This is a genomic window from Streptomyces sp. NPDC031365 (genome assembly GCF_055569765.1).
This window is the reverse complement of the sequence record NZ_JBVIIM010000001.1, coordinates 541023-561412: the sequence shown is the minus strand read 5'-3', so window position 1 is coordinate 561412 and position 20390 is coordinate 541023. Positions and strand designations below refer to the sequence as shown.

The following is a 20390-nucleotide window of genomic DNA, read 5'->3' as shown; positions in this document are numbered from 1 at the left end:
GCGTCGTCCGTCAGACGGCGGCCTTCTTCAGCCGGCGCCGCTCGCGCTCGGACAGGCCGCCCCAGATGCCGAAGCGCTCGTCGTTGGCGAGGGCGTACTCGAGGCACTCGGAGCGGACCTCACAGGCGAGACAGACCTTCTTGGCCTCCCGGGTCGAGCCGCCCTTCTCGGGGAAGAAGGACTCGGGGTCGGTCTGGGCACACAGCGCGCGCTCCTGCCAGCCGATCTCCTCGTCCGCGTCGTCGACCAGCAGTTGCTGCACCAGCTCGGTCATGTGCGCCCCTCGTCCGTCTTTCACGTCCCCGTGATCCAGCCGTTACCGATTCCGGCTGAACGACACGAGTGAAATTACAAGTGTGCTGCTCCGGGCGAGTCAAGCCGAGATCTGCTATTGGGCCCCTTATTCACTCTGCGGAACCAAGGCAAAGCAGAAAGTGTTCAAATCACCCTAAACCTTGACACACACCGGGACCCATGAGGGATTGCAGTCCCCCACAGAGCCTCTCCAGGGAAGACGCCCAGGAGATCGATCTCGTTGCGACACCCGCGACGAAGCGAACCGGATCACATTGTGATCACGGGATCGCAACGGCGCGCACGGCGCCCGGCCGTGCGCACCTTGTGTCCCGGGAAACGATTGAGCAAACCTTTCGCCTGCGAGATGAACCGGATGAGGTGAACCATGTCCCACAAACCGGGCGTCGAGTTGACAGTGCACGAGTGAACCGCTGTCCTTGTGGGCATGCTCGCGAATCCGGCACTCACCCCGACCCGCTCCGCCGGGTCCCTCGGTGCTGCCCGCGCTCGCTGTAGCTGTCGCTGTTCCGGCTGTTGAGCCCAACGCGCTCCCGCCACCGCTGAGTCCACGCGACTCGGCCGCCGTTTCCTTCGCTCCCACCAGGGCAACCCTCGCCGCCGCCCGTGATCCGGGCGCACGCGCCGCGACACCCGCTCCCCCACCGCTTCTCCGCCAAGGAACCTCCGCACCCATGAACAGCGACAGCGACCTCCAGATCGCCGGCGACATCCTCGAAGTCCCGCACCTGCTCCAGCCCCCGCGCGAGCACCCGGCCACCGTCGCCGAGTTCGCCGGACTGGCCCGCTCCATCGCCGCGGACCGCTCCCAGTGGGAGCACCTCGTCGAGTACGACGCCACCAGCCGCTGGTACCACCGGCTGCGCACGGGCCCCGGCTACGAGGTGTGGCTGCTGTCCTGGGTGCCCGGCCAGGGCAGCGGGCTGCACGACCACGGCCGCTCGTCCGGCGTGCTCACCGTCCTGGGCGGCGCACTCACCGAGCGCACGGAGCGCGGCACGCGCGCGTTGACGGCCGGCGCCCAGCACGTGTTCGCACCCGGCTATGTGCACGAGGTCGTCAACGACGCGCTGGAACCCGCGGTCAGCCTGCACATCTACTACCCGGGCCTGACCGAGATGCCCATGCACACGACCCCGCACTGCGAGGCGCACACGGCGCCGGCCCGGTGACTTCCTGACGGGATGTCGTAGCGGCCTGCGAGGATGGCCCCATGCGCATTGTGGTTCTGGCAGGCGGCATCGGCGGTGCCCGTTTCCTGCGCGGTCTGAAGCAGGCCGTGCCGGACGCGGACATCACGGTCATCGGCAACACCGGGGACGACATCCACCTCTTCGGGCTGAAGGTCTGCCCGGACCTCGACACGGTGATGTACACGCTCGGCGGCGGTATCAACGAGGAGCAGGGCTGGGGGCGGACCGACGAGACGTTCCGCCTGAAGGAGGAACTCGCGGCGTACGGCGTCGGCCCGGAGTGGTTCGGGCTCGGCGACCGGGACTTCGCCACGCACATCGTGCGGACGCAGATGCTGAGTGCCGGGTACCCGCTCAGCGCGGTGACGGAGGCGCTGTGCGCCCGCTGGAAGCCCGGCGTGCGCCTCATCCCGATGACCGACGACCGCGTGGAGACCCATGTGGCCGTCACGTTGCCGGACAGCGGCTCCACCGCGGGGCCCGGCGAGCGCAAGGCGGTCCACTTCCAGGAGTACTGGGTACGGCTGCGGGCCTCGGTACCGGCCGAGGCTGTCGTGCCGGTCGGCGCGGAGCACGCGAAGCCGGCCCCCGGTGTCCTGGAGGCGATCGCCGGCGCCGACGTGATCCTCTTCCCGCCGTCCAACCCCGTGGTCTCGGTCGGCACCATCCTCGCCGTGCCCGGCATCCGGGAGGCCATCGCCGACGCGGGCGTGCCGGTGGTCGGCCTGTCGCCGATCGTCGGGGACGCGCCCGTGCGCGGCATGGCGGACAAGGTCCTCGCGGCCGTCGGTGTGGAGTCCACGGCTCCGGCGGTGGCCGAGCACTACGGCTCGGGACTGCTGGACGGCTGGCTGGTCGACACCGTCGACGCGGCCTGTGTGGAGCGCGTCGAGGCGGCCGGGATCCGCTGCCGGGCCGTACCGCTGATGATGACCGACACCGACGCGGCCGCGCGGATGGCGCGGGAGGCGCTGACGCTGGCCGAGGAGGTGCGGACGGTATGAGGGGCACGCCTCCGGCACCGGGCGGATACCGGGTCTGGGCCGTGCCGGGCCTGCCGGAGATCCGCCAGGGCGACGACCTGGCCAAGCTGATCGCTGCCGCCGAACCGGGCCTGTCCGACGGTGACGTCCTCCTCGTCACCTCGAAGATCGTCTCCAAGGCGGAGGGCCGGATCGTCGGGGCGGCCGACCGGGAGGCCGCGATCGACGCGGAGACGGTACGCGTGGTGGCCCGGCGCGGTCCCCTGCGCATCGTGGAGAACAGGCAGGGCCTGGTCATGGCCGCGGCCGGCGTCGACGCCTCCAACACCCCCTCCGGCACGGTCCTGCTGCTGCCCGAGGATCCGGACGCCTCCGCGCGGGCGATCCGCGAGGGCCTGCGCGACATCCTCGGCGTCGGGGTCGGCGTGGTCGTCACCGACACCTTCGGCCGCCCGTGGCGCGCGGGGCTGACCGACGTGGCGATCGGCGCGGCGGGCGTGCGGGTCCTGGACGATCTACGCGGCGGCACCGACGCGTACGGCAATCCGCTCGGCGCCACGGTCGTCGCCACGGCGGACGAGCTCGCCGCGGCGGGGGACCTGGTCAAGGGCAAGGCTTCCGGGCTTCCGGTGGCCGTCGTCCGTGGTCTGCCACACCTGGTGGGGGCCGACGACGGCGAGGGCGCGCGGGCGATGGTGCGCGGCGCGCGCGACGACATGTTCCGCCTGGGCACCTCCGAGGCGGTACGCCAGGCAGTGACCCAGCGCCGTACGGTGCGGGCCTTCACGGACGAACCGGTCGACCCGGGCGCGGTGCACCGCGCGGTGGCGGCCGCGGTGACGGCACCGGCCCCGCACCACACCACGCCGTGGCGTTTCGTCCTGCTGGAGTCCCCGGAGTCCCGCACCCGTCTCCTGGACACCATGCGGGAGGCGTGGATCACGGACCTGCGCCGGGACGGCAAGACGGAGGAGTCCATCGCCAAGCGCGTCCGCCGCGGCGACGTCCTGCGGGGCGCTCCCTACCTGGTCGTGCCCTGTCTGGTCATGGAGGGCTCGCACACCTACGGGGACGCGCGGCGGGACGGGGCGGAGCGGGAGATGTTCGTGGTCGCCACGGGCGCCGGCGTCCAGAACTTCCTGGTCGCGCTGGCCGGGGAGCGGCTGGGCTCGGCGTGGGTGTCGTCGACGATGTTCTGCCGCGACGTGGTCCGCGAGGCCCTGGACCTGCCCGCGGGCTGGGATCCGATGGGCGCGGTCGCGGTGGGCCACCCGGCCGAGGACCCACGCGCGCGGCCCGAGCGGGAGGCGGGCACCTTCATCGAGGTGCGGTGAGCAGCGCGCGCGGGCGCCTACCCTCTTGGAGGGCCTCCTCAGCGACGGCCCTCCGTTTCACCTCCACCCCTGGGATCCGCTCGTGGCAGGACGTTTCGCTCCCCGCCCGACTCGTACGACAGTGCGCGGCGGCCATGTCGCCCTGCCCTCGGGAGCCGCCCGCCGGGCACCGGCTCCGGCACGCGTACGGACCTGGGTGCCGGACGGCCCGCTGGACCTCGGCCTGGTGCTCGGGCCGCTGCGGCGCGGACCCGGGGACCCGACGTTCCGGGCGCTTCCGGACGGCTCCGTGTGGCGGGCCAGCCTGACGCCGGCGGGCCCGGGGACGCTCCGGGTGACGCGGCGGTCCGGTGAGGTCCGGGGCGAGGCGTGGGGGCCGGGCGCGGAGTGGCTCCTGGAGCACCTGCCGGAGCTGCTCGGGGCCGGCGACGACCCGTCCGCCTTCGTGCCCCGGCACAAACTGCTGGCGCTGGTGAAGCACCGTCGGCCGGGGTTGCGGCTGACGCGGACCGGGCTGGTGCTGGAGTCGTTGATCCCGTCGATCCTGGAGCAGAAGGTCACGACCGGTGAGGCGTACCGGGCGTGGCGGCTGCTGGTACGCACGTACGGCGAGCCGGCGCCCGGGCCCGCACCGGAGCGGATGTCGGTGATGCCGCCGCCGCGCACCTGGGCGCTGATCCCGTCCTGGGAGTGGCACCGTGCCGGGGTCGACAACAAGCGGGCGTCGGCGGTGCTGCGGGCCGTGCGGGTCGCTGCGCGGCTGGAGGAGGCGGTGGGGATGGATCCGGCGGCGGCGCAGGAACGGTTGGAGCTGGTGTCGGGGATCGGGCCGTGGACGTCGGCGGAGACGGTGCAGCGCAGTCATGGGGCGGTGGATGCGGTGACCGTGGGGGATCTGCATCTGCCGGGGATCGTGGGGTGGGCGCTCGCGGGAGACCGGCATGCGGATGACGCGGTGATGCTGTCGCTGCTGGAGCCGTATGCGGGGCAGCGGCACCGGGCAGCACGGTTGATTCTGCTGAGCGGGAGGGTTCCGGAGCGGCGGGCTCCGCGGATGCCGTACGGGGATATCGGGCGGTTGTGAGGCGGCGGGCCGGGCGTGGGTTGTCCCACCCGCCTGGTGGGCTCCCCGGCGTTGGTGTGGCCCATGGGTCGTGCGGCCCGGCGCTCGCGAGGGCGCCGGTGTTGCTGCCGGACGGGGACGTTTGCGCGACCCGGCGCTTGCGGGGTGCCGTCGCGCCCACCCGTGCCGCCCCAGCGGCACGACTGCCCGCGGGAGCGGGAGCGGGAGCGGGCGGGGTGGGCGGGGTGGGCGGCGGTGGACGGGATCCGTCGCGTGCGGCACGACTGCCCGCGGGAGCGGGAGCGGCGGGCGGGAGCGGGTACGGCGGGCGGGAGCGGGTACGGCGGGCGGGGTGGGGGGCCGTAGGCGTCTCCTACTGGTCCGAGGAGAAGCGGACCGCGCCCGCCGGGATGGTCGCGCCGCACCACACCCTGACGCCCTCCCGCAGTTCGTTGTGCGCGCCGATGGTCGCGCCGTCGCCTATGACCGTGCCGGTGAGGACCGACCGCTCGCCCACCCTCGCCCGCGTCCCGATCAGCGAGTCGGTGACGACCGCGCCCGGCTCGATGACCGCCCCCGGCAGGATCGTGCTGCCGAAGACGTGCGCGCCCTCCGCCACGAACGCGCCCTCGCCCACCACCGTCCCGCCCGCGAGCTTCGCGTCCGGCGCCACGGTCGCCGTGGGCAGCACCAGCCGGTCGCCGCAGCGCCCGGGCACCGCAGGCGAGGGCGCGTGGCCGAGCACCAGATCCGCCGAGCCGCGCACGAACGCCGCCGGCGTCCCCAGGTCCAGCCAGTACGTCGAGTCGACCATCCCCTGCAGATGCGCCCCGGCCGCGAGCAGCCCCGGGAACGTCTCGCGCTCCACCGACACCACCCGCCCCGCCGGAATCGTGTCGATCACCGAGCGCCGGAAGACGTACGCCCCCGCGTTGATCTGGTCGGTGACGATCTCCTCCGGTGTCTGCGGCTTCTCCAGGAAGGCGAGCACCCTCCCCGTGTCGTCCGTAGGGACCAGTCCGTACGCCCGGGGGTCCGTCACCTTCGTGAGGTGCAGCGAGACGTCCGCGCCCGTCGTCTCGTGCGTCCGCACCAGCGCCCGGATGTCCAGCCCCGTGAGGATGTCACCGTTGAAGATCAGTACGGGTTCGTCCGGTCCCGAGCGCAGCCGGGAGGTGACGTTCCGGATGGCGCCGCCCGTACCGAGCGGCTCCTCCTCCGTCACGTACTCGATGTGCAGCCCCAGCGCCGCCCCGTCACCGAAGTACGGCTCGAAGACCTCGGCCAGATAGGACGTGGCCAGGACGATGTGCTCGACGCCCGCCGCTCTCGCTCTCGCCAGCTGGTGCGTCAGGAAGGGCACCCCGGCCGCCGGCACCATGGGCTTGGGCGTGTGCACCGTGAGCGGGCGCAGCCGCGTGCCCTTGCCGCCGACCAGGAGGATCGCTTCTGTCACCTGTCGTCTCTGCTTCCTGCCGGGACCGGCCGAACTGTCTTTCGGCCGGCCAGTGTATGCAGACCGTTCCCCGGCAGGAGGAGATGCCCGGCCCGCCTCAGCGACCCTGGTAACGGGCCGCCGTGGAGCGCGTGGTGCCGAGCTTCTTGTACAGCTTCCCCCCAGGGCACGAGGTGTTGAACCCGTCCCGGTGACCGGAGATCACGTTCAGTCGCACCTTCTTGCCTTTTCGGTAGAGATTGCCACCGCCGGACGTCAGATATGTCTTGGCGCGCGGATTCATGCCGTGCAGTCCGAGCTTCCAGGCGGTGAGCCGGGAGATGGCCTTCACGGCGGACTTCGACGGCTTCTTGGACCCGTAGGAACCGATCACCGCGATGCCCGTGGTGTTGGTGTTGAACCCCATGGTGTGGGCGCCCTTCACCGGCTTCGCCACTCCCCCGGCCCGGCCCTCGTAGATCCTCCCGCACTTGTCGATGAGGAAGTTGTAGCCGATGTCCCGCCAGCCCAGGCTCCTGACGTGGTAGCGGTAGAAACCGCGGATGAGCGAAGGAGCCTGCGAGCACTTGTAGTTGTTGCCGGAGGCGGTGTGGTGCACGAAGGCGGCTTTGACCTTGCTCGTGTACGTGAACCTCTTCTCCCGCAGGCTCTCGTTCGCTCCCCAGCCGCGCCGGGTGACGATGGCGGGACGCGGCCCGATGTACGGCTTGGCGCGCTGCTGTCCGTTCGGTTCGGACCCGCGCGGGGTGAGGAGTTCCTGCCGGGTCTGCTCGGCGTTCAGCGCCGGGATCTCGGTGGCGCCGAGCGACGCCAGCCCGGTATTGGCCGCGGAGGCGGCGGTCGCGTCGGCACCCACGGGGGCCGCACGGCCGTTCGCGGCGGCGTCCGCGTCCCCGGGGTCGACGAGCTCGAGCCGCATCCCTGCCGGCAGCGCCGGCTCACCGGTCCCCGCCCCGGATCCGCGGGCCCCGGAGTCGGCAGCCCCGGAGTCGGCAGCCCCGGAGCCGCTCCCCGAGTCCCCCTCGGGTTCCCCGTGCCCACCGTGCTCCCCGTGCTCCCCGGATCCCCCGGACTCCCCGGGCTCCGGCCGCACCCGTACCTCCACACCGTCCGACGCCCCCACCCACAGCGGCGCCGTGGCCCCCCGCACCCGCCCCGAGGCGGCTTCGGGGGAGCCCGGGTCGGCCGCGTGGTCGGCGTAGCGGGTCTCGACGTCCCGCCAGTCGGACCAGCCACCGGTGGTGGCCGCGCGGGTGCGGACCTGGACGCGGCCGTGGAGCTCGGCGGCGGGGTCGTCCCAGATGACGCCGAGGAGGGAGAAGTGCCGTACGGCCCGAGGGGCGAGGCCGAGGACGGCGGCGCCGGAGACACGGTCGTGGGCGAGCGGTCGCAGGGGCAGCGACTGGGTGCTGCCGGGGACGTCGGACGGGGCAGTCACCGCTGTGCGCGTGGCCGCTTCTGCCGTCGGCGCCGGTCTCGTGTCCGCCGCGGCGGCGGGCGGAGCGAGCGGGAGGGCGAGGGCGGCGGCGCAGGTGACACCGATTGAGGAAGCCAGGATTCCACGCATGCTCCCGAGCTTGGACATAATCAGACATTCTTGTCCATCGCGGAGTTGACGGACTGTCGGAGCCGGTTCCCCCGAACCGGTGTACCGCGCGGGCAGTGCGCGGGAACGGGGCCGCGTACCCTTGCGTGGGTGAACGCCACCGACCGCACCCCTGCCGACCTGCTGAGTTCCGCGCTCGCCGCGGACCCGGGACGCCCCCTGGTGACCTTCTACGACGATGCCACGGGCGAACGTGTCGAATTGTCCGTGGCCACCTTCGCCAATTGGGTGGCCAAAACGGCGAACCTCCTCCAGGACGAGCTGTCGGTCGAACCCGGCGACCGGGTGGCCCTGCTGCTGCCCGCGCACTGGCAGACGGCCGTCTGGCTGCTGGCGTGCGCGTCGGTGGGCGTGGTCGCGGACGTGGCCGGCGACCCGGCGGCGGCGGACGTGGCCGTGAGCGGTCCGGAGCCGGAGTCGCTGGAGGCCGCGCGGGCCTGCCCGGGCTCCCGGATGGCGCTGGCGCTCAGGCCGCTCGGCGGACGCTTCCCGCAGCCGCCGGAGGGCTTCGCCGATTACGCCGTGGAGGTGCCGGGACAGGCCGACCGGTTCGTGCCGTACACGCCCGTCGACCCGGAGGATCCGGCGCTGATCGTGGCGGGCCGGGAGTTCACCGGGGCGGAGGTGGTCGAGCGGGCGCGGGCCGAGGCGCCGGAACTCGGCCTGACCGGACCGGCCTCGCGCGTCCTGTCGGGGCTGCCGTTCGACACCTGGGAGGGCCTGCGCACGGGGCTGTACGGACCGCTGGCGACCGGCGGCTCCGTGGTCCTGTGCCGGAACCTGGACCGTCTCGGGGAGGACGCCCTGGACAAGCGGGTGGAGAGTGAGCGAGTAACGGTCATCGCCCGGTAGCACCGCCTTCCGGCGATCCTTGGCCGTCCCCCGTTCGGCGCACCAACACCTGCCGCGCCCCGCACCCCGGGCCATCGTCGTAGACAACGGCACGCACCACACCCGTACGCCGTCCTGGTCCCGTGCGCAGTGAGGGGTGGACCCGGCCATGAGCGACACCGCAGGCACGCCCTCCGGACAGTCGAGGGCCGAACCCGCCCCGGGCCGGGGTACGGGTTCCTCGCCCACCGGACGGGGCCGGGTCCGTCGCCGCCGGCGGCGCTGGGCACGCGGCACGGGGCTCACGGTCGCCGTCGTACTCGTCGCCGCCGCGGGTGCCGGGTGGGCGGTGTACATGAAGTTGGAGGGGAACATCACCCCGGACGAGGCGGCGGCCGCCGAACTCGCGCGGTTCGACGAGGACCGGCCCACCGCGCTCGTCAAGGACGCCCGGAACATCCTGCTGATCGGCTCCGACTCGCGCGCCGGGACGGAGAACGGCCGATACGGACGGGACCCTGGAACCGAGCGTTCGGACACCGCGATCCTGCTGCATCTCTCGGCGGGGCGGCGCAGCGCCACCGCCGTGTCGATACCCCGGGACCTGATGGTGGCCGTACCGGGCTGCCTCCGCCCCGACGGGTCACGGTCCGAACCGATGTTCGCGTTGTTCAACTCCGCCTTCGAGGTGGGCGGTTCCGCCTGCACGATCCGCACCGTCGAGAAGCTCACGGACATCCGGGTCGACCACCACGTGGTCGTGGACTTCGACGGGTTCAAGGACATGGTGGACGCGGTGGACGGCGTCGAGGTGTGCCTGCGCGAGCCCATCGACGACAAGGACGCGGGGCTGAGACTTCCGGCGGGCCGGGTGACGCTGACCGGGGAGCAGGCGCTCGGTTATGTCCGGGCCCGCAAGACCCTCGGTGACGGCAGCGACACCAGCCGGATGGAGCGGCAGCAGCGGTTCCTCGGCGCGCTCGTCAACAAGGTGCGCGGCAATGACGTTCTGCTGAATCCGGTGAAGCTGTATCCCGTTCTGGACGCGGCCACCTCGTCGCTCACGACCGACCCGGAGCTGGCCAGCTTGCGGGGTTTGTACGAACTCGTACGCGGGCTGCGCGAGATCCCCACGGAAGACGTGCAATTCCTCACCGTGCCGCGGGAGTCCTACACCGGCGACGTCAATCGCGACCAGCTCGCGCAGCCCGCGGCGGAGAAACTGTTCGAGCGGCTGCGCACGGACGGGCCTGTGGCGGTCGGCACGGACCGTGACGAAAAGACCACGGATACGGAGTCCGGAGAGCCGTCCGGGGCCGCATCTCCCGCCCCCACGTATCCGGGGAACACCGCCGCCGAGGACACCTGCGCGTAAAGGCTGCCCCAAACCAACTCCGGGGCCGCGAACCTTTGTCCAGGAAAATGAGTGAATTGCCCCCTTGTGAGGACGTGTAATTCGTCACCGGCGTCGCCTTGGGCCGATCAGGACCGTTAGTGTGAGCGCTCCGGTGCGCCCGTTCCTTCAGGCCCGTCCTGAGATCCCGCACTGTGTGACCGAGACCCGAGCGCCTGGGAGGGGAAAGGCGCCGCGTGGCCCCGACGGAGGATTCGAGCGACCGTGGACGCGCACAGCCGTGGGCGGGGAGAGAACATCGATCCCGCAGACCAGTGGGTACTCAATCCGGATACCGGCGAATACGAACTGCGACTGAGCCCTTCCGCACCGCAGTCGCCGATCCCCGGCCCGCGTAGCCCGGGCTCCGACCCGGGCAGTCCCGGCGCGGGAGCTCCGCGCGGCCGTTCGGCGTCACCGGGCCGGTCGCCCGAGCGCCCCGGCCAAGGGGAGCCGGGCCCGGAGACACCCGGCCGGGAGGTGCCGCCGCAGCGCAGACGCCGGGGCGCGCCGGAGGAGCCGCCCGGGCGTCGCGGTCGCCGGCCGGCGAAGAAGTCGAAGGTGAAGAAGGCTCTGCTGTGGACCGGCGGCACCATGGCGTTCGTGGTGCTCGCCACCGGCGTGGGCGGCTATCTGTATCTGGAGCACCTGAACGACAACATCACCTCCGTCTCCGACGACGGCGCCAGCACCGGTGGCTTCAGCAAGGACAAGGCGATCAACATCCTGCTGATCGGCACCGACAAGCGCACCGGTTCGGGCAACGAGGGTTACGGCGACAAGGGCAGCGCGGGGCACGCGGACACCACGATCCTGCTGCACGTCGCCAAGGACCGCTCCAACGCGACCGCGCTGAGCATCCCCCGTGACCTGATAGTCGACGTCCCCGACTGCCCGACGGAGCAGGAGGACGGCACCGAGAAGGTCATCCCGGGTTCCGCGGGCGTCCGCTTCAACACCAGCCTGGGCCAGAGCGGCCGTACGCCCAGCTGCACCATGCGGACCGTGACCGAGATGACCGGGATCAAGCCGGACAACTTCATGGTGGCCGACTTCAACGCCGTCAAGACGCTGACGTCCGCGGTCGGCGGTGTCGAGGTGTGTCTGGCCAAGGACATAGACGACCCGGACTCGCATCTGGAACTGCCCAAGGGCACCCACACCATCGAGGGCGAGCAGGCGCTGGCGTTCGTACGCACCCGGCACTCGGTCGGTCTGGGCGGTGACCTGAGCCGGATCGGGCTGCAGCAGCAGTTCCTGAGCGCGCTGATGCGCAAACTGAAGTCGAACGACACGCTCACCAGCCCGTCGAAAATGATCAAGCTGGCCGAGGCGGGTACCGAGGCGCTCACCGTCGACTCCCAGCTGGACAGCATCAACAAGCTCAAGGACCTGGGCATGGAACTGGGCAAGCTCGACGTCAAGAACCTCACCTTCACCACCGTCCCGGTGCTCGACAACCCCGCGGAGAAGGTGAAGGCGACCGTCGTGCTCAACGACGCGAAGGCCCCGGAGGTCTTCGACCTGATCCGCAACGACGTGTCGTTCACCGAGGTCAAGCAGAAGAAGAAGCAGGAGAAGGCGGCGGTCGCCGCCCGGCTGAAGGGGACGAAGGCACCGGCCTCCGAGGTCCGTGTCCGGATCCTCAACGGCGGTGCCCCCGGGGGCAGCGCGCAGGAGACCCTCAGCTGGCTCCAGGTCCAGCAGGGCGTCACCAAGTCGGAGAACGCGGGCAACGCGCCCGGGGAACTGAGCAGAACGACCCTCGAGTACGCCCCCGACCAGGCGGACCAGGCACGCCGGCTGGCCGACGTCATGGGGCTGTCCGGATCGGCGCTGAAGCCCGGCGAGAGCGTCACCAACTCCCAGGGGGTGCCCGCGATGACGCTGACCCTCGGCAAGGACTACAAGGGCGCCGGGGTCTCGCTCACACCGCCGGACAAGGCACCCGACGACATCGAGAAGTCCACGGCGGACAAGGTGGAGTGCGCGAAGTAGTGACCTGACGGGCCCGTCGCGCGTCCTGCGGGAAGCGGGCGGGTCCGTCTCGTGCGCAGGGGTGGGGAGACCGGACGATGACGCGGAGCAGTGTGCACGGGGAGGGGACACGGCCGGGGAACGCCCCGCGCCGGCCCGGTCCCCCTGAGGGAGGCCGCCCCGGCGGACGGCCCTCCACGGACGGTGACGACGGCCCGCCAGGACGCGGAGGCCGGCCACCGGGCGGGCGGGGGCGGCGTGCGCTGCGCTGGTCGGCGACGACCCTGGCGGTACTGATACTCGGGACGGCCGGAGCCGGTTATCTGTACTACGAGCATCTGAACGGCAACCTGGAGAAGGGTGAGCGCAGCAGCGGCGACTCCAAGGCACGCAGGGCCGAGCCGAACGCGGCCGGGCAGACGCCCCTCAACATCCTGCTGATCGGCTCCGACAGCCGGGCCTCCGCCGCGAACGTCGAACTCGGCGGCGGCCGGGACACCCGCGGCAACCCGCCACTGGGTGATGTGCAGATGCTGATCCACCTCGCCGCGGACCGTAAGAGCGCGGCCGTGGTGAGCATTCCGCGCGACACCCGGGTCGACATTCCCCGGTGCACCGATCCGAAGACCGGGCAGACCTATCCGGCGGCCAACGACATCATCAACACCTCCCTGGGCCGCGGCGGCGCCGGCTGCACGCTGGCCACCTGGCAGAACCTCTCCGGCGTCTACATCGACCACTGGATGACGATCGACTTCGCCGGCGTGGTGACCATGGCCGACGCCGTCGGCGGTGTCGAGGTCTGCGTCAACCAGAACGTGTGGGACCGTCCGCTGCCCGGTGTGCCGGGCGGCTCGGGCCTGAAGATGAGGGCCGGGTCCCAGGAGGTCGAGGGCGAGCGGGCGTTGCAGTGGCTGCGCACCCGGCACGCCTGGGGCAGCGACATCCTGCGCACCCGGGCGCAGCGCATGTACATGAACTCGATGATCCGCACGCTGCGGGACCAGAACGTCTTCACCGACGCCGGCCGTCTGACGGACCTGGCCGAGGCGGCGACCAAGTCGCTGAAGGTCTCCGAGGAGATCGGCTCGGTGAAGGAGCTGTACGACCTGGGGACGCAGCTGAAGACGGTGCCGCCGGACCGCATCACGATGACGACCCTGCCCACGGTCGAGGATCCGCAGAACCGCAACCATCTGCTCCCGGCCGATGCCGACGCCGAGCGGATGTGGGCCCTGCTCCGTGACGACGTCCCCTTCGACGGCAAGGGCGGCAAGGACGGCAAGGACGGGACGCCGTCCGGGGAGAGCAAGGCACCCTCGAAGGCCCCGTCCGCACCGGACGGCGAGATCGGCATCCTGGTGCAGAACGCCACCCGGTCCACGACGCTCGGCCCGGTCGGCGGCCGGGCGGGCGCGATCGCCGGGTCACTGGCCGCTAAGGGCTTCACACGGGCGGCGCCGGACACCACCGCCGCCCTGGCGGAGGCGCGGACCGTCGTGCGCTACCCGAGTGCCGAGATGCAGGGCGACGCCCAGCGGGTCGCCAAGGTGCTGGGCATCCCGATGAGTTCGGTCGGGCGGTCCGCCGACGTCTCGGGCGTCACGGTCGTCGTCGGCGGGGACTGGCGCGAGGGCACGGCCTACCCCCGGCAGTCGCCGCCCGGGGCCGGGGACCTGCCGAAGGACGCCGACGCCCTCAACGGCTCCGAGACGGGCGCCTGCATGGACGTCTACAAGCCCTACCGCTGGTGACCCACCGCGGAGGCCACGAGGACGCCTCCCGGCCACCGGAATTCGTTGAAGTCGCCGCGGATCCCGGGGCAACTGACGGGCCCGTCGTGCGTCTAACAGGACGCAGGAGGTGCCTGCCGGCCGAAGCGAGGAGTGTCCAGGGGTGGGAAGGGCGGGGGCAGTGACGCAGAACGCCACGCGGGAGACGCTCCGTGACGAGGAGCACGAGCCGGGCCCGGACGAGGGCCCGCCCGCCGGCGGCAGCGGCGCCCGCCCGCGACGCGCACGCCGGCTGCTCAAGTGGTCGGCCGCGGTTCTCGCCCTGCTGATAGTCGGCGCTGCCGGAGCGGGCTACCTCTACTACCGGCAGCTGAACGGCAACATCAAGAAGGAAGCCCTGAACCTGGGCGACAACAAGGTCGCCGAGCCGACGCCGAACGCGGCCGGACAGACCCCGCTGAACATCCTGCTCATCGGCAGCGACGCGCGGGACTCCGAGGAGAACCAGCAACTCGGCGGCGCCCGCGAGACGTTCGGCTCCACCCCGCTCGCCGATGTGCAGATGCTGGTGCACCTGTCCGCCGACCGGACCAACATGTCCGTGATCAGCATGCCGCGCGACACCCTGGTCGAGATCCCCAAGTGCACCGACCCGGACGACGGAACGGTGTACCCGGCGAGCAACGGACGCACGATGACCAACCAGAGCCTCGGACACGGTGGTCCGGGCTGCACCGTGGCCACCTGGCAGGAACTCACCGGCATCCACGTCGACCACTTCGTCATGGTCGACTTCGCGGGCGTGGTGGCCATGGCCGACGCGGTCGGCGGTGTCCCGGTGTGCGTCGACGCCAACATCCACTCGCGCGACAGCCAGGGGCACGGCTCCGGGCTGAAACTGGAGAAGGGCACCCACCCCGTCAAGGGCGAGCAGGCGCTGCAGTGGCTGCGCACCCGCTACGGCTTCGAGGACGGCAGCGACCTCGCCCGTGCCGAGGCCCAGCACATGTACATGAACGCGCTGGTCCGCCAACTGCGGGAGAACGCCACCCTGAGCAGCCCCGGCAAGCTGCGCAGACTGGCCGAGCAGGCCACCGAGGCGCTCACCGTCGACCCCGGGCTCGACACCGTGAAGAAGCTGTACGACCTGAGCACCGAGCTGCGCCGGGTGAAGCCGGAACGCATCACCATGACCACGATGCCCAACCGGTACGTGGGCGCCCGCGTGGAGCCGACCGAGGACGCCGAGAAGCTGTTCCGTCTGGTGCGCGAGGACATCGCCCTCGACGGCAAGGACGCGAAGCCGGCGCAGGCCGAGCCGGAGGCGCCGAAGGGGCCGACAGACCCGGCCGCCGCGGACGCCGAGATCGCCGTGCAGGTGCGCAATGGCACCCTCACCGACACCCTGGCGGCCGCACCGGGACGGACCAGCACCGTCGCGGGGGCGCTGCGGGAGCGGGGCTTCACGGCCGCGACCGCCGACACGACCGGTGCCCTCAGCGAGAAGCGGACGGTGGTGCACTACCCGAGCGCCGACCTGGAGGGCGACGCCCGTCGCGTCGCCGACGTCCTCGGCGTCCCGGCGAGCCAGGTGAAACGGTCCACCGACGTGTCCGGTGTCACCGTCGTGGTGGGCGCCGACTGGCGCGAGGGCACGCGGTACCGGGCGGCCGAGGAGGACAACACCGTCCCCGAGTCGGCCGAGGCGCTCAACGGGGCCGATGACGAGGCCTGCATGCACGTCAACCCCGCCTACACCTGGTGAACACGAGGGGCTCCTTCCCGGCCGGGAAGGAGCCCCTCGTGTTCACCAGTGACGTGTCAGGCGGCCGGCGCGTCGGCGTGGACGGCGGGACGCCGGGAGGCGATGACCTTCCTCGCCAGTGAGCGCGGACTGGTCAGAAAGCCCCAGCCCCACGACATGTGCATGGTGGCCAGCGCCACCGGAATCCGCAGCCGAGCCGTGAGCGGCAACCCCTTGCCGGCCGGTATGGACCCCGCCACGATCGCCGCGAGGTAGCCACCGGGCACCACGAAGCCCCACGGCGTGAGGACCGCTCCCACCAGGATCCCGGCCGCGATCGCGCACACCGCGGCCGGCGGGGCGAGGTAGCGCAGGTTGATGGAGCCGGAGTGGTACCGGGCCACCACGTGCCGCCAACGGCCGTAGTCCTTGTACTGCTTGGCCAGCGCCCGCACGTTCGGGCGGGGCCGGTACGACACCTTCAGCTCCGGCGAGAACCAGATCAGCCCGCCGGCCTCACGGATACGGAAGTTCAGCTCCCAGTCCTGGGCGCGGATGAACTCCACGTTGTAACCGCCCTGCCGCTCCAGCGCCTCGCGCCGGAAGACACCGAGAAAGACGGTCTCGGCGGGACCGGCCGCGCCGCCGGTGTGGAAGGCGGCGTTGCCCACACCGATCTTCGACGTCATCGCGGCGGCGACGGCGTGCTCCCAGTCGTTCTCGCCCTCGGCGTGCATGATGCCGCCGACGTTCTGCGCGCCGGTCTCCTCCAGGAGCCGCACAGCGGTGGCGATGTAGTTCGGGGAGAGCATCCCGTGCCCGTCGACGCGGACCACGACCGGATGGCGCGAGGCCTTGATCGCCGCATTCAGGGCGGCCGGGGTGCGGCCGGTCGGGTTGGGCACGGTGTGCACCCGCGAGTCCTCGGCCACGAGCTCGGCGGCGATCTCGTCCGTGCGGTCCGTGGACGGACCGAGGGCGATCACGACCTCCATCTCGCCGGCGTACTCCTGGGCGAGGATCGCGCGGACCGAGCCACGCAGATGCCGCTCCTCGTTGAGGACGGGCATGATCACGGAAACGGCGGGGAGCCGCACGTCGGGATTGGCGTTCATAGGAGGCTCACGTTACCGCGAACGGGGGACACCGGTGCGCGCGCCGGGGGGCTGTGCACCGGGCCGCAGATCGTATCGGCCTACGGTGCTCACGATCCCACGCACGGCCGTCGTCCGGAGGTGCCCCCTTGCCCACGCCGTCGCGGTCCTCCCGGCCCCGCACCACACCCCAGCCCGCCCCGCGTGCCCGGTCCGCGCCGCCCCCGCGCCGGAAGCCGCACTGGACCCTGCGCACGGTCACCACACTGTCGGTCGTGGTGCTCGCCTCCGCCGGAATCGGACACGCGGTGCTCAGCGGCCTCGACGAGGGCATCACCCGGGTCGATCCGTTCCGTGACATGAAGAACCGCCCCGAGGCCGGCCACGGCATGAACATCCTGCTCGTCGGAACGGACGGCCGCGAGGAGATCGGCAAGGCGGAGAGGGAGAAGTACCGGCTCGGCGGGGCACCCTGCCACTGCACCGACACGATCATGATCGTGCACATCTCGAAGAACCGGGACCGCGCCAGCGTGGTCAGCCTGCCCCGCGACTCCTACGCCGAGACACCTCCGCACACCGACCGCGTGAGCGGGAAACAGCACAGGGGGCACCCGGTCAAACTGAACGCGGCGTACGCCGAGGGCGGGCCGCGGCTGACCGTGCGCACCGTCGAGAGGATGACCCGGGTGAAGATCGACCACTACCTCGAAGTCGACTTCGCCAGCTTCATGAAGACCGTCGACGTGGTCGGCGGCGTCGAGATCTGCACCGACCGCCGGCTGAAGGACAGCCACACCGGCCTCGACCTGCCGGCCGGCCGGCACACCCTCCGGGGCGGCGAGGCCCTGCAGTACGTCCGCGCCCGGCATGTCGACGGCACCTCCGACCTCAGCCGGATGAAGCGCCAGCAGCACTTCATGGCGGCGCTGGTGGACCGCGCCACCTCCTCCGGGATCCTGCTGAACCCGATGAAGTTCCGCGACGTGACCCGCGCGGTGCTCGGCTCGGTCCGCGCCGACAAGGGTTTCGGCACCGGCGAACTGCTGGACCTCGGCCGCGCGATGCGCGACTTCTCGCCCTCCTCCTCCGAGTTCACGACGGTGCCGATCGCGAAGATGGGTCACGCCGTGAAGGGTGTCGGCTCGACCCTGAAGTGGGACACCGAGAAGTCCGGGCACATCTTCGAGGCGCTCCGCCGGGACCAGCCGCTCTCCGGGAGCCGGTCGCCCGACGCGGCACAGCGGGTGCCGGTGGACCCCCGGCAGATCCGCGTGCAGGTCGAGAACGGCACCCGGTCCGAGGGCCTCGGCCGGCGCGTGGACGCGGCACTGGCGGCGACCGGCTTCCGTACCACCCGCACCCCGGCCAACGCCCCCGAGCAGAACGCCCGGCGCACGGTCGTCGCCTACGACCCCCGCTGGGACCGCTCCGCCACGTCCCTCGCGGCGGCCCTCCCCGGCAGCGAACTGCGCGCCGTGAAGGGCCAGGGCGCCACACTGAAGGTGATCGCGGGCGCCGACTTCGAGAAGGTCCGCAAGGTACGGGCTCAGGACCCCGGCCGGGGGGAGTTCGGGGTGGTGCGGGGCGACGAGGTGAGCTGCTCCTGACAGGCCCTTTAGTCGTCTTAGTCGTCGAACCCCTCGGCGGCCCGCTTCTCCCGCAGTTCCATGATCGCCCGGCGGCGGGCCAGCCGGTGGGTGCGGCGGATCTGGGCCTCCTGGTAGCGGCGCTTGTCCTGCTCGGTCTCCGATATCACCGGCGGCACCCGGCGCGGCTTGCCGTCGGCGTCGACGGCCGCGAACACCAGGTACGCCGAGCCGACCTGAGTGGCCGGCGTGGACTCGTTCCAGCGCTCCGCCAACACCCGCACGCCGACCTCCATCGAGGTCCGGCCGGTCCAGTTGACCTGAGCTTTGACATGAACCAGGTCACCCACACGGACGGGCTCGAGAAAGGCCATCTCGTCCATGGAAGCGGTGACGGCCGGCCCTCCGGAGTGCCGTCCGGCGACGGCGCCCGCGGCGTCGTCCACCAACTTCATGATCACCCCACCGTGCACCGTGCCCAGAAGGTTGGTGTCGCTGTGGGTCATGATGTGGCTGAGGGTCGTACGGGACGCCGCGATGGACTTGCCCGGGATGTCCGGACTCTCCGCTGCTGCGGCTGGGGCCTGGTCTGTCATGGACTCCACCTTATGCCGAGGTCGGGACCGCCCTGTTTTGTGTCAGCTTCGCAACAGCGCTGCTCTGATTTTCCGACGACCCTTGTATGGCGCACCGCTCGGACCTGCACACTGTCTCCCATGACTGATTGGCCCGAGGCACGGTCCGACGACAACCGCGGCAGCCGCTACGGACGCGGGAGCGCGAGCGCACAGCCCGAGAGCGCCCGTGTCATGCGGCAGGTCCGCCGCGGTGCGGCGGCCCCTCCCGGGCAGGGTGCGTACGGGGGCGTCCCGCAGCAGCCGTCGTACGTGGACGGCGGCGGCCACGGCCCCGGCGAGTACGACAGCGGCTACAACACCGGCCAGGTCTACGGCTCGCCCGGCGGTGGCGGCCCCGGCGGTGACGGCTACGGTCCGCAGCGTCCCGCACCGGACTGGCGGCGCCGCGCCAAATGGACGGCGATCACGGTCGTGACCGTGCTGGTTGTGACGACCGTCGGCACGTACTTCTGGGCGGATTCCAAGCTCAACCGCGACGTAGACCTCTCCAAGGTCATCGACCGGCCCGAGAAGGGCGAGGGCACCAACTACCTCATCGTCGGCTCCGACAGCCGCGAAGGCATGACCGCCGAGGACAAGAAGAAGCTGCACACCGGGTCCGCCGACGGCAAGCGCACCGACTCGGTGATGATCCTGCACACCGGTGGCAACGGCCCGACCCTCATCTCACTGCCCCGTGACTCGAACGTCGAGATCCCGTCCTTCAAGGGCTCCGAGTCGGGCAAGACCTATCCCGGAACCGGCCGCCAGGTGAAGCTCAACGCCGCCTACTCCGAGGACGGGCCCGAACTGCTGGTCCGCACGGTCGAGTTCAACACCGGACTGCACATCGACCACTACGTGGAGATCGGCTTCGCCGGCTTCGCGAACATCGTGGACGCGGTCGGCGGGGTGGAGATGGACATCCCGCGGGACATCAAGGACACCAAGTCCGGCGCCGACTTCAAGAAGGGCAAGCAGACCCTGAACGGCGAGGAGGCCCTCGCCTTCGTGCGCACCCGGTACGCGCTGCCCGGCTCCGACCTGGACCGTACGAAGAACCAGCAGAAGTTCCTCTCGGCCCTCGCCGGCCAGGTGGCCACGCCGGGCACGGTCCTCAACCCCTTCAAGCTGTACCCGACCATGGGCGCCGGCCTGGACTCCCTGATCGTCGACGAGGACATGGGCCTGTTCGACCTGGCCGACATGTTCTGGTCGATGAAGGGCGTCACCGGAGGCGAGGGCACCAGCATGAACATGCCGCTCGCGGGCAGCAGCGGCGGCAACCTGCTGTGGGACAAGGCGAAGGTGAAGCAGCTGGTGAACCAGCTGAACAACGACGAGAAGGTCACCGTCAAGGGCGACTGAGTCCCGGGGGGGGGGGGGGGGGGGGGGGGGGGGGGGGGGGGGGGGGGACGACGCGCTACGTGTGGTTGGTCTTTCTCTCCACTCACCCTCGCCG

General features: G+C 71.4%; 16 protein-coding genes. 11 read left to right on the top strand and 5 right to left on the bottom strand.

Going from position 1 to position 20390, the window contains the following annotated elements:
• Positions 1-10: 10 nt before the first annotated feature.
• Positions 11-274, bottom strand: a complete 264-nt coding sequence (locus ACZ5C2_RS02635) for a WhiB family transcriptional regulator (protein ID WP_356042746.1) — start codon at positions 272-274, stop codon at positions 11-13.
• Between the two features lie 715 nt (positions 275-989).
• Between ACZ5C2_RS02635 and ACZ5C2_RS02630 the strand changes: the two genes are divergently transcribed.
• From ACZ5C2_RS02630 to ACZ5C2_RS02615, 4 genes are all read left to right on the top strand, one after another.
• Positions 990-1487 (top strand): cysteine dioxygenase, encoded by a 498-nt coding sequence (locus ACZ5C2_RS02630; protein WP_468785705.1) that lies wholly within the window; start codon positions 990-992, stop codon positions 1485-1487.
• Between the two features lie 41 nt (positions 1488-1528).
• On the top strand, positions 1529-2512 hold the full coding sequence (cofD, locus tag ACZ5C2_RS02625) for a 2-phospho-L-lactate transferase (RefSeq protein WP_468785703.1): 984 nt from the start codon (positions 1529-1531) through the stop codon (positions 2510-2512).
• Complete coding sequence (locus ACZ5C2_RS02620; RefSeq protein ID WP_468785701.1) at positions 2509-3825, top strand: coenzyme F420-0:L-glutamate ligase; 1317 nt, start codon at positions 2509-2511, stop codon at positions 3823-3825. Before cofD ends, ACZ5C2_RS02620 begins: the two co-directional genes overlap by 4 nt.
• An 82-nt stretch (positions 3826-3907) precedes the next feature.
• Positions 3908-4909 carry a DNA-3-methyladenine glycosylase family protein gene (locus tag ACZ5C2_RS02615; protein ID WP_468785699.1) on the top strand — a complete coding sequence of 334 codons (1002 nt, stop codon included), beginning with the start codon at positions 3908-3910 and terminating at the stop codon, positions 4907-4909.
• Between the two features lie 352 nt (positions 4910-5261).
• Here ACZ5C2_RS02615 and manB read toward each other — a convergent pair whose 3' ends face one another.
• Positions 5262-6344, bottom strand: a complete 1083-nt coding sequence (manB, locus tag ACZ5C2_RS02610) for a mannose-1-phosphate guanylyltransferase (protein WP_468785697.1) — start codon at positions 6342-6344, stop codon at positions 5262-5264.
• A gap of 97 nt (positions 6345-6441) precedes the next feature.
• On the bottom strand, positions 6442-7911 hold the full coding sequence (locus ACZ5C2_RS02605) for a peptidoglycan recognition protein family protein (protein ID WP_468785695.1): 1470 nt from the start codon (positions 7909-7911) through the stop codon (positions 6442-6444).
• 129 nt (positions 7912-8040) lie between these two features.
• Here ACZ5C2_RS02605 and ACZ5C2_RS02600 point away from each other — a divergent pair, with 129 nt between their 5' ends.
• From ACZ5C2_RS02600 to ACZ5C2_RS02580, 5 genes are all read left to right on the top strand, one after another.
• Positions 8041-8802 (top strand): TIGR03089 family protein, encoded by a 762-nt coding sequence (locus ACZ5C2_RS02600; protein ID WP_468785693.1) that lies wholly within the window; start codon positions 8041-8043, stop codon positions 8800-8802.
• Between the two features lie 148 nt (positions 8803-8950).
• Complete coding sequence (locus ACZ5C2_RS02595) at positions 8951-10156, top strand: LCP family protein (RefSeq protein WP_468785691.1); 1206 nt, start codon at positions 8951-8953, stop codon at positions 10154-10156.
• 243 nt (positions 10157-10399) lie between these two features.
• On the top strand, positions 10400-12172 hold the full coding sequence (locus ACZ5C2_RS02590; protein WP_468785689.1) for an LCP family protein: 1773 nt from the start codon (positions 10400-10402) through the stop codon (positions 12170-12172).
• Between the two features lie 77 nt (positions 12173-12249).
• Positions 12250-13905: an LCP family protein gene (locus ACZ5C2_RS02585; RefSeq protein ID WP_468785687.1), complete on the top strand. Its 1656-nt coding sequence runs from the start codon at positions 12250-12252 to the stop codon at positions 13903-13905.
• 160 nt (positions 13906-14065) lie between these two features.
• Positions 14066-15649 (top strand): LCP family protein, encoded by a 1584-nt coding sequence (locus ACZ5C2_RS02580; protein WP_468785685.1) that lies wholly within the window; start codon positions 14066-14068, stop codon positions 15647-15649.
• 56 nt (positions 15650-15705) lie between these two features.
• On the opposite strand, the gene ACZ5C2_RS02575 is transcribed toward ACZ5C2_RS02580, so the two are convergent.
• On the bottom strand, positions 15706-16743 hold the full coding sequence (locus tag ACZ5C2_RS02575; protein ID WP_468785683.1) for a glycosyltransferase family 2 protein: 1038 nt from the start codon (positions 16741-16743) through the stop codon (positions 15706-15708).
• A gap of 128 nt (positions 16744-16871) precedes the next feature.
• On the opposite strand from ACZ5C2_RS02575, the gene ACZ5C2_RS02570 reads away from it, so the two are divergent.
• Positions 16872-18332, top strand: a complete 1461-nt coding sequence (locus tag ACZ5C2_RS02570; RefSeq protein ID WP_468785681.1) for an LCP family protein — start codon at positions 16872-16874, stop codon at positions 18330-18332.
• A 17-nt stretch (positions 18333-18349) separates the two neighbouring features.
• On the opposite strand, the gene ACZ5C2_RS02565 is transcribed toward ACZ5C2_RS02570, so the two are convergent.
• On the bottom strand, positions 18350-18907 hold the full coding sequence (locus tag ACZ5C2_RS02565) for an acyl-CoA thioesterase (RefSeq protein WP_468785679.1): 558 nt from the start codon (positions 18905-18907) through the stop codon (positions 18350-18352).
• 120 nt (positions 18908-19027) lie between these two features.
• Between ACZ5C2_RS02565 and ACZ5C2_RS02560 the strand changes: the two genes are divergently transcribed.
• Complete coding sequence (locus ACZ5C2_RS02560) at positions 19028-20296, top strand: LCP family protein (RefSeq protein WP_468785677.1); 1269 nt, start codon at positions 19028-19030, stop codon at positions 20294-20296.
• The last annotated feature ends 94 nt before the right edge of the window (positions 20297-20390 follow it).